Annotated in this window: 12 protein-coding genes; 7 read left to right on the top strand and 5 right to left on the bottom strand. The window is 69.8% G+C overall.

What is annotated here, in order from left to right:
• The first annotated feature begins 162 nt into the window (after window positions 1-162).
• From gap to pgi, 7 genes are all read left to right on the top strand, one after another.
• Window positions 163-1,173, top strand: coding sequence for a type I glyceraldehyde-3-phosphate dehydrogenase (gene gap, locus CG740_RS08725; RefSeq protein ID WP_100574434.1), 1,011 nt, complete (start codon window positions 163-165; stop codon window positions 1,171-1,173).
• A 120-nt stretch (window positions 1,174-1,293) separates the two neighbouring features.
• The gene (locus tag CG740_RS40820; protein ID WP_100574433.1) at window positions 1,294-2,505 is read left to right on the top strand and encodes a phosphoglycerate kinase; all 1,212 of its coding nucleotides are present in this window, start codon (window positions 1,294-1,296) and stop codon (window positions 2,503-2,505) included.
• Window positions 2,506-2,511: 6 nt separating this feature from the next.
• Entirely contained in the window at window positions 2,512-3,288 is a 777-nt protein-coding gene (gene tpiA / locus CG740_RS40815; RefSeq protein ID WP_100574432.1) for a triose-phosphate isomerase, read from the top strand.
• Between the two features lie 108 nt (window positions 3,289-3,396).
• Window positions 3,397-3,630, top strand: coding sequence for a preprotein translocase subunit SecG (gene secG / locus CG740_RS08710; RefSeq protein WP_100574431.1), 234 nt, complete (start codon window positions 3,397-3,399; stop codon window positions 3,628-3,630).
• Between the two features lie 112 nt (window positions 3,631-3,742).
• Window positions 3,743-4,078, top strand: coding sequence for an RNA polymerase-binding protein RbpA (locus tag CG740_RS08705; protein WP_003976875.1), 336 nt, complete (start codon window positions 3,743-3,745; stop codon window positions 4,076-4,078).
• A gap of 174 nt (window positions 4,079-4,252) precedes the next feature.
• Window positions 4,253-5,467 (top strand): MFS transporter, encoded by a 1,215-nt coding sequence (locus tag CG740_RS08700; protein ID WP_100574430.1) that lies wholly within the window; start codon window positions 4,253-4,255, stop codon window positions 5,465-5,467.
• Window positions 5,468-5,532: 65 nt separating this feature from the next.
• Window positions 5,533-7,185, top strand: coding sequence for a glucose-6-phosphate isomerase (gene pgi / locus CG740_RS08695; RefSeq protein WP_100574688.1), 1,653 nt, complete (start codon window positions 5,533-5,535; stop codon window positions 7,183-7,185).
• A 104-nt stretch (window positions 7,186-7,289) separates the two neighbouring features.
• Here the strand turns inward: pgi and pgl are convergent, their stop codons facing one another.
• Genes pgl through tkt form a run of 5 tightly spaced genes read right to left on the bottom strand, consistent with a single transcriptional unit; the run spans window position 7,290 to window position 13,877 of the window.
• Window positions 7,290-8,072: a 6-phosphogluconolactonase gene (pgl, locus tag CG740_RS08690; RefSeq protein WP_100574429.1), complete on the bottom strand. Its 783-nt coding sequence runs from the start codon at window positions 8,070-8,072 to the stop codon at window positions 7,290-7,292.
• On the bottom strand, window positions 8,069-9,112 hold the full coding sequence (opcA, locus tag CG740_RS08685) for a glucose-6-phosphate dehydrogenase assembly protein OpcA (RefSeq protein WP_100574428.1): 1,044 nt from the start codon (window positions 9,110-9,112) through the stop codon (window positions 8,069-8,071). Before opcA ends, pgl begins: the two co-directional genes overlap by 4 nt.
• Complete coding sequence (gene zwf, locus CG740_RS08680) at window positions 9,109-10,632, bottom strand: glucose-6-phosphate dehydrogenase (RefSeq protein WP_100574427.1); 1,524 nt, start codon at window positions 10,630-10,632, stop codon at window positions 9,109-9,111. Before zwf ends, opcA begins: the two co-directional genes overlap by 4 nt.
• A gap of 3 nt (window positions 10,633-10,635) precedes the next feature.
• Window positions 10,636-11,754, bottom strand: coding sequence for a transaldolase (gene tal / locus CG740_RS08675; RefSeq protein WP_100574426.1), 1,119 nt, complete (start codon window positions 11,752-11,754; stop codon window positions 10,636-10,638).
• Window positions 11,755-11,789: 35 nt separating this feature from the next.
• A complete protein-coding gene (gene tkt, locus CG740_RS08670; RefSeq protein WP_100574425.1) occupies window positions 11,790-13,877 on the bottom strand; it encodes a transketolase in 2,088 nt (695 codons plus the stop codon).
• Window positions 13,878-14,016: the final 139 nt, after the last annotated feature.

The following is a 14,016-nucleotide window of genomic DNA, read 5'->3' as shown; positions in this document are numbered from 1 at the left end:
GTACGGGCCACCGGGCCGTTCCGGGCGGCATTTCGGAACCATCCGGACGCGCTCGATGTCACTTCCGAGGCCCTGGGGAGGTAGGGTCGTAACCGGTCGGGGACATCCCATACAACTCGCCGGCGTCGAGAAACCCGGCGTACCTAACGAGGAGATCGGTTCGTGACGATCCGCGTAGGCATCAACGGCTTCGGCCGCATCGGGCGCAACTACTTCCGGGCGCTCCTTGAGCAGGGTGCAGACATCGAGATCGTGGCTGTCAACGACCTTGGTGACACCGCGACCACTGCGCACCTGCTGAAGTACGACACCATTCTGGGTCGCCTCAAGGCCGAGGTCACCCACACCGCCGACACCATCACCGTCGACGGGCACACCATCAAGGTGCTCTCCGAGCGCAACCCGGCCGACATCCCCTGGGGCCAGCTGGGCGTCGACATCGTCATCGAGTCGACCGGCATCTTCACCAAGAAGGCCGACGCCGAGAAGCACATCGCCGGTGGCGCCAAGAAGGTCCTCATCTCGGCTCCGGCCAAGGACGAGGACATCACGATCGTGATGGGCGTCAACCAGGACAAGTACGACGCGGCCAACCACCACGTCATCTCCAACGCCTCCTGCACCACCAACTGTGTGGCGCCGATGGCCAAGGTCCTGGACGAGAACTTCGGCATCGTCAAGGGCCTGATGACGACGGTCCACGCGTACACCAACGACCAGCGGATCCTGGACTTCCCGCACTCGGATCTGCGCCGCGCCCGCGCCGCCGCCGAGAACATCATCCCGACCACGACCGGTGCCGCCAAGGCGACCGCCCTGGTCCTGCCGCAGCTCAAGGGCAAGCTCGACGGCATCGCGATGCGCGTGCCGGTCCCGACGGGCTCGGCCACCGACCTGGTCGTGGAGCTGCAGCGCGAGGTCACCAAGGACGAGGTCAACGCCGCGTTCAAGAAGGCCGCCGGCGACGGCGACCTCAAGGGCATCCTGTACTACACCGAGGACCCGATCGTGTCCTCGGACATCGTGGGCGACCCGGCCTCCTGCACCTTCGACTCCTCCCTGACCATGGTCCAGGAGGGCAAGACGGTGAAGATCCTCGGCTGGTACGACAACGAGTGGGGCTACTCCAACCGCCTCGTCGACCTGACCGTCTTCGTCGGCGGCCAGCTCTGACCTCGGTCCGGTAGGCATCTGATGTGAGCTACAGGGCTCGGGCAGCGCAACGACGCGCTGTACGGGCCCTGTCGCCTGTCCAGACCGTCCGTCACGTACCTCCCAAGGAGTCACCTCTCAATGAAGACGATCGACGAACTTCTCGCCGAAGGGGTCGCGGGCAAGCGGGTATTCGTCCGCGCCGACCTCAACGTGCCGCTGGCAGAAGGCCTCATCACCGACGACGGCCGCATCCGCGCCGTGCTGCCGACCATCAAGGCGCTCGTCGCCGCCGACGCCAAGGTCGTCGTGGCCTCGCACCTGGGCCGCCCCAAGGGCGCCCCGGACCCGCAGTTCTCGCTGCTCCCCGCCGCCGAGCGGCTCGGTGAACTCCTGGACGCCCCGGTCGCGTTCGCCCAGGACACCGTCGGCCCCGCCGCCCACGACGCGGTGAACGGGCTCCAGCCCGGCCAGGTCGCGGTCATCGAGAACCTGCGCTTCAACGCCGGTGAGACGGCCAAGGACGACGCCGAGCGCGGCGAGTTCGCCGACCAGCTCGCCGCCCTCGCCGACGTGTACGTGGGCGACGGCTTCGGAGCCGTGCACCGCAAGCACGCCTCCGTCTTCGACCTCCCGGCACGCCTGCCGCACTACGCCGGCTACCTCATCGCCACCGAGGTCGGCGTCCTCAAGAAGCTGACCGAGGACGTCAAGCGCCCCTACACCGTCGTACTCGGCGGCGCCAAGGTCTCCGACAAGCTCGCCGTCATCGACGAGCTGCTCGGCAAGGCCGACCGCCTGCTCATCGGCGGCGGCATGGCCTACACCTTCCTGAAGGCCAAGGGCTACGAGGTCGGCATCTCGCTGCTCCAGGAGGACCAGATCCCGGTCGTCAAGGAGTACATGGAGCGCGCCGAGAAGAGCGGCGTCGAGCTGGTCCTGCCGGTCGACGTGCTGGTCTCCAAGGACTTCCCGGACCTGAAGACCAAGGCCCCGGCGACCTTCCAGACCGTCGACGCGGACAAGATCCCCGCGGACGAGGAGGGCCTGGACATCGGCCCCAAGTCCCGCGAGCTGTTCGCCTCGAAGATCACCGACGCCGAGACCGTGTTCTGGAACGGACCGGTCGGCGTCGCCGAGCACCCCGACTACGCCGGCGGCACCAGCGCCGTCGCGCAGGCGCTGCTCGACAGCAAGGGCTTCACCGTGGTCGGTGGTGGCGACTCCGCCGCCGCCGTCCGCAACCTGGGCTTCGACGAGTCGAAGTTCGGCCACATCTCGACCGGTGGCGGCGCCAGCCTCGAATACCTCGAAGGCAAGACGCTTCCCGGCCTCGCCGCACTGGAGGACTGAACACCCGTGAGCACCCGTACCCCGCTGATGGCGGGCAACTGGAAGATGAACCTCAACCACCTTGAGGCCATCGCGCACGTCCAGAAGCTCGCCTTCGCGCTCGCCGACAAGGACTACGAGGCCGTCGAGGTCGCGGTCCTGCCGCCCTTCGTCGACCTGCGCTCCGTGCAGACCCTCGTCGACGGCGACAAGCTCAAGATCAAGTACGGCGCCCAGGACATCTCGGCGCACGAGTCCGGTGCCTACACCGGTGAGATCTCGGGCCCGATGCTGGCCAAGCTCAAGTGCGCCTACGTCGCCGTGGGCCACTCCGAGCGCCGGCAGTACCACGCCGAGACCGACGAGATCTGCAACGCCAAGGTGAAGGCCGCCTACCAGCACGGCCTGACCCCGATCCTCTGCATCGGCGAGGGCCTGGACGTCCGCAAGGCCGGCGAGCAGGTTCCGTACACGCTCGCCCAGCTCGACGGCGGCCTCAAGGACGTCCCGGCCGAGCAGGCCGAGTCCATCGTGATCGCGTACGAGCCCGTATGGGCGATCGGCACCGGCGAGGTCGCCACGCCCGAGGACGCCCAGGAGGTGTGCGGAGCGATCCGCGCGCGCCTGGCCGAGCTGTACTCGCAGGAGCTCGCCGACAAGGTGCGCATCCAGTACGGCGGCTCGGTGAAGTCCGGGAACGTCGCCGCGATCATGGCCCAGCCGGACGTCGACGGCGCTCTCGTCGGCGGTGCCGCGCTGGACGCCGACGAGTTCGTCAAGATCGTCCGCTTCCGCGACCAGTAAGTATGCGGTAGCGCGGATCCGTCGTACCCTTGCGGGGGCCGGGACAGGGATTGTGGAATGTCCCCCCGGCCCCCGTCGCCATATCAGTCCTAGGAAGTTGGTCCAGCCGTGATTGTCGGGTTCTCGATTGCCCTGATCGTCTTCAGCCTGCTGCTGATGCTGCTGGTGCTGATGCACAAGGGAAAGGGCGGCGGCCTCTCCGACATGTTCGGCGGTGGCATGCAGTCCTCCGTCGGCGGTTCCTCGGTCGCCGAACGCAACCTCGACCGCATCACCATCGTGGTCGGTCTGTTGTGGTTCGCGTGCATTGTCGTACTTGGTCTGCTGATGAAGCTCAAGTAGGCGTCGTTGTGGGGCGTTTCGGGGGTGGGGTGTAACTCCAATCACTGGACGCGCGTTGGGCCTTACGTAGACTGGGGCATCTTCGAGCACCATCACGCAGGGAGTTACGACCGTGGCAAGTGGCAACGCGATCCGGGGAAGCCGGGTCGGAGCGGGGCCGATGGGCGAGGCCGAGCGGGGCGAGTCCGCGCCGCGCCTCCGCATCTCCTTCTGGTGCTCGAACGGGCACGAGACGCAGCCGAGCTTCGCCAGTGACGCACAGGTTCCGGAGACGTGGGACTGCCCGCGCTGCGGATTCCCCGCAGGACAGGACCGGGACAACCCGCCGGACCCGCCGCGCACCGAGCCGTACAAGACGCACCTCGCGTACGTACGCGAACGGCGCAGCGACGCGGACGGAGAGGCGATTCTCGCCGAGGCACTCGCCAAGCTGCGGGGCGAGATCTGACAGTTGAAGGGCCCACAGGGTGAACTCGGTTCCCCCGCAGGGCCCTTCGGTGCATCCGGGGTCCCGCACCGCCCCGGCCGCGCGCCGAGGGACGGAACCGCAGCTCACCGGCGTTTGTCAGTGGCGCCCTCTACCTTGTGAAGCAGCCGATCACGAGGGGGAGTTGTGGCAGCAGTGCCGGCCGTAGAGGGCTTGTCGGGGACGAAGCCCGCCTGGCGCGGGGGATTCGGCCGACTGTGGACGGCCGCCGTCGTCAGCCGTTTCGGTGACGCGCTGCGCACCGCCGCGCTGCCCCTGCTCGCCGTCACCCTCACCTCCGACCCCTTCCTCATCGCGCTCGTCACCGCCTGCGGATACGTGCCGTGGATCCTGTTCGGACTGCTCGGCGGCGCGCTCGCCGACCGGGTCGACCAGCGCCGCGCCATGTGGGCGGTGGACCTGGTCCGCGCCGCCCTGGTCGCCGCCTTCGCCGTGGCCGTGGGTACCGGCCACGCCTCCCTGCCGCTGCTGATGGCGCTGGCCTTCGTGCTGACCGCCCTGGGCACCCTCTTCGACAACGCGGCGACCGCCCTGCTTCCCTCCCTCGTGCCCAGCGCCGCCCTCGGCAGTGCCAACGCCCGGGTGATGACCGGCCAGCAGATAGCGGGCAGCTTCCTCGCGGCCCCGCTGGTGCCGGTGCTGCTCGCGGTGTCGCTGGCGGCTCCCTACGGGGTGGACGCGGCCAGCTACGTCCTGGCCGCCGCCCTGGTCGCCTCGCTGCGGCCCACGGCTCCGGAGCGGGCCGCCAGGAAGCCGGGGGCCACCCTGCGGGCCGAGGTGGCCGAGGGGCTTCGGGCCATGTGGGCCGACCGGGTCCTGCGCGGGCTGTGCGTGGCCACCACCGTCTGCAACATCGGCATGGGCGCCCTCATCGCCACCCTCGTCCTCGACGTCACCGGCTGGCTGGGCGCCGGGCAGAGCGGCTATGCCGCGACCGTCACGGCGTACGGGGCCGGCAGCGCGGCCGGCGGCCTGCTCGCCCGGCCCCTGGTGCGGCGGCTCGGTCGGATACGCAGCGTGCTGCTCGCCGGGGCCGTCCAGGCCGGCTGCCTGGTGGCCATCGGCAGCGTGCGCGCGCTGGGGGCGACGGTCGCCGCCATGGCCCTGTTCGGTGTGCTCGGCATGGTGTGGAACGTGAACCTGGCGACGCTGGTGCAGGAGCGCGCGCCGGCGGCGATGCTGGGACGGGTGAGCGCGGCGTTCCGGACGGTGGCCGTCGCGGGCGCCCCGCTCGGCGCCCTCATGGGCGGCGCGGCGGCCGGGGCCTGGGGCCTGAACACCCCGGCGCTGCTGGCGTCCGGCTTGTTCCTGGCCGCCGTCGCCGCGCTGATTCCTGCCCGCGCCGCCTGATCAATTAGGTTGGAGGGGCAGCGGGGCAGGTACGCAAGTACGAGAGAAGTGGGCTGATGTCGGAGATGAACACAGGAAGCCGTACCAGGCTCAACCAGATGCCCGAGTGGACCGCACTGGGCAAGCACCGGGAGCAGTTGGGCGACACCCATCTGCGTGAGCTGTTCGCCGCCGAGCCCGGCCGCGGCACCGCATACACCCTGCGGGTCGGCGATCTCTATCTCGACTACTCCAAGCACCTGGTGACCGACGAGACCCTCGCGCTGCTGCGCGAGCTGGCCGCGGCCGCCGATGTCGCCGGACTGCGGGACGCGATGTTCCGCGGTGAGAAGATCAACGTCACCGAGGACCGCGCGGTCCTGCACACCGCGCTGCGCGCCCCCAGGGACGCGGTGATCGAGGTCGACGGTGAGAACGTGGTGCCGGGCGTCCACGAGGTGCTCGACAAGATGGCCGGGTTCTCCGAGAAGATCCGTTCGGGGCAGTGGACCGGACACACCGGCAAGCCCATCAAGAACATCGTCAACATCGGCATCGGCGGCTCCGACCTCGGTCCGGCGATGGCGTACGAGGCTCTGAAGTCGTTCACCGACCGGGAGTTGACGGTCCGCTTCGTCTCCAACGTGGACGGCGCCGACCTCCACGAGGCCGTCCGTGACCTGGACGCGGCCGAGACGCTGTTCATCATCGCGTCCAAGACCTTCACCACCATCGAGACCATCACCAACGCCACGTCGGCGCGCAACTGGCTGCTCACCGAGCTGAAGGCCGATCAGGACGCCGTCGCCAAGCACTTCGTGGCCCTGTCGACCAACGCCGACAAGGTCGCCGAGTTCGGCATCGACACGGCCAACATGTTCGGCTTCTGGGACTGGGTCGGCGGCCGTTACTCCTTCGACTCGGCCATCGGCCTCTCCCTGATGATCGCGGTCGGCCCGGAGCGGTTCCGCGAGATGCTCGACGGCTTCCACCTCGTCGACGAGCACTTCCGCACCGCCCCCGCCGAGTCCAACGTGCCGTTCCTGCTGGGCCTGTTGGGCGTCTGGTACGGGGCGTTCTTCGACGCCCAGTCGCACGCGGTGCTGCCGTACTCGCACTACCTGTCCAAGTTCACCGCCTACCTCCAGCAGCTCGACATGGAGTCCAACGGCAAGTCCGTGGACCGCGACGGCAACCCGGTCGACTGGGAGACCGGCCCGGTCGTGTGGGGCACCCCGGGCACCAACGGGCAGCACGCGTACTACCAGTTGATCCACCAGGGCACCAAGGTCATCCCCGCCGACTTCATCGGCTTCGCCGAGCCGGTCGCCGACCTCCAGCCGGGCCTGGTCGCCCAGCACGACCTCCTGATGGCCAACTTCTTCGCGCAGACACAGGCCCTGGCCTTCGGCAAGACGCCCGACGAGGTGCGAGCCGAGGGCGTGGCCGAAGAACTCGTCCCGCACAAGACGTTCAAGGGCAACCACCCCACCACCACGATCCTGGCCAAGGAGTTGACCCCCTCGGTCCTCGGCCAGCTGATCGCCCTTTACGAGCACAAGGTGTTCGTCCAGGGCGCCATCTGGAACATCGACTCCTTCGACCAGTGGGGCGTCGAGCTCGGCAAGGTCCTCGCCAAGCGCGTCGAGCCCGCCCTGACCGAGGGTGCGGACGTACCGGGCCTGGACGGGTCGAGCAAGGCGCTCGTCGCCAAGTACCGCGCGCTGCGCGGGCGTTGACACCCTGAGCGCGGGCCCGCGTCCCAGCGGGCCCGCGCACGCAGAAAAGAAGACCGGCCCGGTCCACCCCCGAAGGGGCGGACCGGGCCGGTCCTTTCACGGCGTCAGGCGGACGCCGGCGGATACAGCGAGCGCGGCAGCTCGGACGCGGCGGCCGCGTCCAGGAGCCACAGCGTCCGGGACCGGCCGTAGGCGCCGGCCGCCGGGGCCTGCACCTCGCCCGCGCCCGACAGGGCTATCTTCGCCGCGTGCGCCTTGTCCTCGCCGGCCGCGAGCAGCCACACCTCGCGGGCCGCCCGGATCGCCGGGAGGGTGAGCGAGATACGGGTGGGCGGCGGCTTCGGAGCGCCGTGCACCCCGACGACCGTCCGCTCGGTCTCCCGCACCGCGGGCAACTCCGGGAAGAGGGACGCCACATGGGTGTCCGGACCCACGCCCAGCATCAGCACGTCGAACGTCGGGACCGGCCCGTGGTCCTCGGGACCGGCCACCTCCGCCAGCTCCGCCGCGTAGGCGGCGGCCGCCGCGTCCGCGTCGTTGCCGTAGGCCCCGCCCGCGGCGGGCATCGCGTGCACCCGCTTCGGGTCGAGCGGCACCGCGTCGAGCAGCGCCTCGCGGGCCTGGGTGTAGTTCCGCTCCGGGTCGTCCTCGGGCACGAAACGCTCGTCGCCCCACCACAGGTCCAGGCGCGACCAGTCGATCGCGTCCCGGGCCGGCGAGGAGGCCAGGGCCGCGAGCAGCCCGTTGCCGTTGCGGCCGCCGGTGAGGACCACCGACGCGGTGCCGCGAGCGGCCTGCGCGTCGACGACCTTCGTGATCAGCCGCGCCGCCGCGGCCTGGGCCATCAGCTCCTTGTCGCGGTGGACCACGAGTTGCGGCGTGCTCACTTGGCCGCTGCCTTCTTCGCCGGGGCCGCCTTCTTCGCGGGGGCCGGCCCGGCCTCCACGCCGTCGGCGTTCCCGGAGCCGTCCTTGGCGTTCGGCGCGGTCTTCTCCTCGACGCCCTCACCGAGCTTGTCGACGCCGTACTTCAGCGCCGAGGCGTAGGTGTCGTCCGGGTCGAGGCGGCGCAGCTCCTCCGCGATGAGTTCGGCGGTCTCGCGGCGCTTCAGCGCCACCGCGCGGTCCGGCTGGCCCCGCATGGACAGCGTGGCGAGCGAGCCGTCGGCGCGGTCCAGGACGATCGGGCCGCCGTCCGTCTCCATGCGTACGGCCGTCAGACCCGGGCCCGAGGAGAGGGAGCGCTTGACCGGCACGTCGAGCCGGTCGGCGAGCCACATCCCGAGCAGTTCGCAGCTCGGGTTGAACTCCTCGCCCTCCACCTCGACGGCCGTCACCTTGCAGGCGACCTGGTCGAGGGCCGCGGCCAGCATCGAGCGCCACGGCGTGATGCGGGTCCACGACAGGTCGGTGTCGCCGGGAGTGTAGGCCTCGGCGCGGGCGGTCAGCTCCTGGATGGGCTGCTCGGCCGCGTAGGTGTCGGTCACCCGGCGCTGGGCGAGCGAGCCCAGCGGGTCCTTGGCCGGGTCGGTCGGCGCGTTCACCGGCCACCAGGCGACGACCGGGGCGTCCGGCAGGAGCAGCGGCAGGACCACCGACTGGGCGTGGTTGAGCACCTCGCCGTACAGCCGGAGGATCACCGTCTCGCCGGTGCCCGCGTCCGCGCCGACCCGTACCTCTGCGTCGAGGCGGGAGCCCGTGCGGTCGCGGGGCGAGCGCGAGACGCGCTTGATGACGACGAGCGTGCGCGAGGGGTGCTCGCGCGAGGCGTCGCCGGCGGCGCGCAGGGCGTCGTAGGCGTTCTCCTCGTCGGTGACGATGACGAGGGTGAGCACCATGCCGACGGCCGGGGTGCCGACCGCGCGGCGGCCCTGCACGAGCGCCTTGTTGATCTTGCTGGCAGTGGTGTCCGTAAGGTCGATCTTCATGGCCGACGCCAGCTCCGTCCGTCTCGTGCGAGCATTTCGTCCGCCTCGGCAGGACCCCAGGTCCCCGAGGGGTACTGGGCGGGCTTGCCGTGCTTGTCCCAGTACTGCTCGATCGGGTCGAGGATCTTCCAGGACAGCTCGACCTCCTCCACCCGCGGGAAGAGGTTGGAGTCACCGAGCAGGACGTCCAGGATGAGGCGCTCGTAGGCCTCGGGGCTCGACTCCGTGAAGGACTCGCCATAGGCGAAGTCCATGGAGACGTCCCGGACCTCCATCGAGGTGCCCGGCACCTTGGAGCCGAAGCGCACGGTCACACCCTCGTCCGGCTGCACCCGGATGACCAGGGCGTTCTGGCCCAGCTCCTCCGTCGCGGTGTGGTCGAAGGGGGAGTGCGGGGCGCGCTGGAAGACCACCGCGATCTCCGTGACGCGCCGGCCGAGCCGCTTGCCGGTGCGCAGGTAGAACGGGACGCCCGCCCAGCGGCGGTTGTCGATCCCCAGCTTGATCGCGGCGTAGGTGTCGGTCTTCGACTTGGGGTCGATGCCGTCTTCCTGGAGGTAGCCGACGGCCTTCTCGCCGCCCTGCCACCCGGCCGCGTACTGCGCGCGGACCGTGTCCTTGCCGAGGTCCTTGGGCAGCCGCACGGCACCCAGCACCTTGGTCTTCTCGGCCGCGAGCGCGTCCGCGTCGAAGGAGGCGGGCTCCTCCATCGCGGTCAGCGCCATCAGCTGGAGCAGGTGGTTCTGGATGACGTCACGGGCCGCGCCGATGCCGTCGTAGTAGCCGGCCCGGCCGCCGATGCCGATGTCCTCGGCCATCGTGATCTGCACGTGGTCGACGTAGGAGCGGTTCCACAGCGGCTCGAACATGGTGTTCGCGAACCGCAGGGCCAGGATGTTCTGAACGGTCTCCTTGCCCAGGTAGTGGTCGATCCGGAAGACCTCGTTGGGCGGGAAGACCTCGTGCACGACCTGGTTGAGCTCCTCCGCGGAGACCAGGTCGTGGCCGAAGGGCTTCTCGATGACCGCGCGGCGCCAGGAGCCGGCCTTCTGGTCGGCGAGCCCGTGCTTCTTGAGCTGCTGGACGACCTTGGGGAAGAACTTCGGCGGCACCGACAGGTAGAAGGCGAAGTTGCCGCCCGTGCCCTGTGCCTTGTCGAGCTCCTCGATCGTCGACTTCAGCGTCTCGAACGCGTCGTCGTCGTCGAAGTCGCCCTGGACGAAGCGCATCCCCTGGATGAGCTGCTGCCAGACCTCTTCGCGGAACGGCGTACGGGCGTGTGCCTTGACCGCGTCGTGGACCTCTTGGGCGAAGTCCTCGTCCTGCCACTCGCGGCGGGCGAAGCCGATCAGGGAGAAGCCCGGCGGCAGCAGACCCCGGTTGGCGAGGTCGTAGACGGCGGGCATCAACTTTTTACGGGACAAATCGCCCGTGACGCCAAAGATCACCAGGCCCGACGGCCCCGCGATGCGCGGGAGCCGTCGGTCTGCGGCGTCACGCAGCGGATTGCTGCTTGACAAGGTCTACGCCTCCGAGGGTGCGAGGCGCTTGAGCTCCGCCTCGGTGGACTTGAGCAGGTCGTTCCAGGCGCTCTCGAACTTCTCGACGCCTTCGTCCTCAAGCAGCTGTACGACCTCGTCGTACGAGATCCCGAGCTTCTCGACGGCGTCGAGTTCGGCGCGGGCCTGCTCGTAGGTGCCGGTCACCGTGTCACCGGTGATCCGGCCGTGGTCGGCGGCGGCCTCCAGAGTGGCCTCCGGCATGGTGTTCACCGTGTTCGGGGCGACCAGGTCGTCCACGTACAGGGTGTCCTTGTACGCCTTGTCCTTGACGCCGGTCGAGGCCCACAGCGGGCGCTGCTTGTTGGCGTGCGCCTTGTCCAGGGCGTTCCAGCGGTCGGAGGAGAAGACCTCCTCGTACGCCTCGTAGGCGAGCCGCGCGTTGGCCAGGCCGGCCTTGCCGCGGGCGGCCTTGGCCTCGTCGGTGCCCAGGGCGTCGATGCGCTTGTCGATCTCGGTGTCCACGCGGGACACGAAGAAGGACGCCACGGAGTGGATCTTCGAGAGGTCCAGGCCGCGCTCCTTGGCCTTCTCCAGGCCGGAGAGGTAGGCGTCCATGACCTCGCGGTAGCGCTCAAGCGAGAAGATCAGCGTGACGTTGACGCTGATGCCGAGACCGATGGTCTCGGTGATCGCCGGCAGACCCGCCTTGGTGGCCGGGATCTTGATGAGCGTGTTGGGGCGGTCCACCAGCCAGGCCAGCTGCTTGGCCTCGGCGACGGTCGCCCGGGTGTTGTGCGCCAGCCGCGGGTCGACCTCGATGGAGACCCGGCCGTCCTGGCCGTCCGTGGCGTCGAAGACCGGGCGCAGGATGTCGGCGGCGTCCCTCACGTCAGCCGTCGTGATCATGCGGATGGCCTCTTCGACGGTCACCTTGCGGGCCGCGAGGTCGGTGAGCTGGGTGTCGTAGCCGTCACCCTCGCTGATCGCCTTCTGGAAGATCGACGGGTTGGTCGTGACACCCACCACGTGCGACTGGTCGATCAGCTCGGCCAGGTTGCCGGACGTGATGCGCTTGCGCGACAGGTCGTCGAGCCAGATCGCGACGCCTTCGTCGGAGAGGCGCTTGAGTGCGTCTGTCATGAGAAATGCATCTCCTACTAGTTCGTATACCGGCGTCAGCGTGCTGCGGCTGCGATCGATTCCCGGGCGGCGGCGGTGACGTGTTCGGCGGTGAAGCCGAATTCGTTGAAGAGGACCTTGCCGTCGGCGGAGGCGCCGAAGTGTTCGAGGGAGACGATGCGGCCGGTGTCGCCGACGAAGCGGTGCCAGGTCAGGCCGATGCCGGCCTCGACCGCGACGCGCGCCTTGACCGACGGCGGCAGGACGCTGTCCTTGTAGGCCTGGTCCTGCTCGTCGAACCATTCGACGCAGGGCATGGAGACCACGCGGGTGGGGATGCCGGCGGCCTGGAGTTCCTCGCGGGCGCCGACGGCGAGCTGGACCTCGGAACCGGTGGCGATGAGGACGACCTGCGGGGTGTCGCCCTCGGCGTCGAGGAGGACGTAGCCGCCCTTGGCGGCGTCCTCGTTGATGTCGTAGGTCGGCACGCCCTGGCGGGTCAGCACGAGGCCGTGCGGGGCGCCCTTGCCGAACTCCTTGGTGTAGCGCTTGAGGACCTCGCGCCAGGCGATGGCGGTCTCGTTGGCGTCGGCGGGGCGGACCACGTTCAGGCCGGGGATCGCGCGCAGCGACGCCAGGTGCTCGACCGGCTGGTGGGTGGGGCCGTCCTCGCCCAGACCGACCGAGTCGTGCGTCCACACATAGGTGACCGGCAGGTGCATCAGCGCGGACAGGCGCACCGCGTTGCGCATGTAGTCGGAGAACACCAGGAACGTGCCGCCGTAGATGCGGGTGTGGCCGTGCAGCGCGATGCCGTTCATCTCCGCGGCCATGGAGTGCTCGCGGATGCCGTAGTGCACGGTGCGGCCGTACGGGTCGGCGCCGGGCAGCGGGTTCCCGGCCGGCAGGAACGACGACGTCTTGTCGATCGTGGTGTTGTTCGACCCGGCCAGGTCGGCGGAGCCGCCCCACAGCTCGGGCAGGACCGCGCCGAGCGCCTGGAGGACCTTGCCGGACGCGGCCCGGGTCGCGACCGCCTTGCCCGTCTCGAACACCGGCAGGTGCGCCTGCCAGCCCTCGGGCAGCTCGCCCGCGCTGATGCGGTCGAAACCGGCGGCGCGCTCCGGGTTGGCGGTGCGCCAGGCGGCGAACGCCTTCTCCCAGGCGGCCCTGGCCTCACGGCCCCGGTCCAGGGCCCGCCGGGTGTGGGCGAGGACCTCGCCCGCGACCTCGAAGGACTGCTCCGGGTCGAAGCCCAGGACGCGCTTGGTGGCGGCCACCTCGTCGTCGCCGAGCGCCGAGCCGTGCGCGGCCTCGGTGTTCTGCGCGTTCGGCGCGGGCCAGGCGATGATCGAGCGCATCGCGATGAACGACGGCCTGTCGGTCACCGCCTTCGCGGCCTCGACCGCCCGGTACAGGCCCGCCGGGTCCAGATCGCCGTCCGCCTTCGGCGCGACACGCTGGACGTGCCAGCCGTAGGCCTCGTAGCGCTTGAGGGTGTCCTCGGAGACCGCGGTCTCGGTGTCGCCCTCGATCGAGATGTGGTTGTCGTCCCACAACAGGACCAGGTTGCCGAGCTTCTGGTGCCCGGCCAGCGAGGACGCCTCCGCGGAGATGCCCTCCTGGAGACAGCCGTCCCCGGCGATCGCGAACACGAAGTGGTCGAACGGGGAAGTACCGGGGGCCGCCTGCGGATCGAACAGGCCGCGCTCGTAGCGGGCGGCCATCGCCATGCCCACCGCGTTCGCGACACCCTGGCCCAGCGGACCGGTCGTCGTCTCCACGCCGGTGGTGTGGCCGTACTCCGGATGGCCCGGCGTCTTCGAACCCCAGGTACGGAACGCCTTGAGGTCGTCCAGCTCCAGACCGAAACCGGCCAGGTACAGCTGGATGTAGAGGGTCAGTGACGAGTGGCCCGCGGACAGCACGAACCGGTCCCGGCCGACCCAGTCGGCGTCCGCCGGGTCGTGCCGCATCACCTTCTGGAAAAGGGTGTACGCGGCCGGGGACAGGCTCATCGCCGTACCGGGATGGCCGTTGCCGACCTTCTGCACGGCATCCGCGGCCACTACACGGCCGGTATCAACGGCCCGCTGGTCCAGCTCGGTCCACTCGAAGTCTGTGGTGGTCGGCTTGGTGCTCACCCTGAGTCAGGGCTCCTCTCCACATGTCGAATCCCGGTGACTGAGGGCGCACCGGGCGCTGTCGAGCCTACCCCTGCCGGAACGCTCATTTTTTCGACTGACTGCACGTTGGGACGGACACCTCCAGGGTGCCGGGGAC

This window comes from Streptomyces sp. CB01201, assembly GCF_002803085.1.
In the GTDB taxonomy this organism is placed as follows: domain Bacteria; phylum Actinomycetota; class Actinomycetes; order Streptomycetales; family Streptomycetaceae; genus Streptomyces; species Streptomyces hundungensis.
This window is presented reverse-complemented; position numbering and strand designations above follow the sequence as displayed.

Excerpts from the sequence above, each read along its gene's own strand:
- CG740_RS40820 (WP_100574433.1), top strand. The coding sequence starts at position 1,294 with ATGAAGACGATCGACGAACTTCTCGCCGAAGGGGTCGCGGGCAAGCGG.
- pgi (WP_100574688.1), top strand. The coding sequence starts at position 5,533 with ATGAACACAGGAAGCCGTACCAGGCTCAACCAGATGCCCGAGTGGACC.
- opcA (WP_100574428.1), bottom strand. The coding sequence starts at position 9,112 with ATGAAGATCGACCTTACGGACACCACTGCCAGCAAGATCAACAAGGCG.
- tal (WP_100574426.1), bottom strand. The coding sequence starts at position 11,754 with ATGACAGACGCACTCAAGCGCCTCTCCGACGAAGGCGTCGCGATCTGG.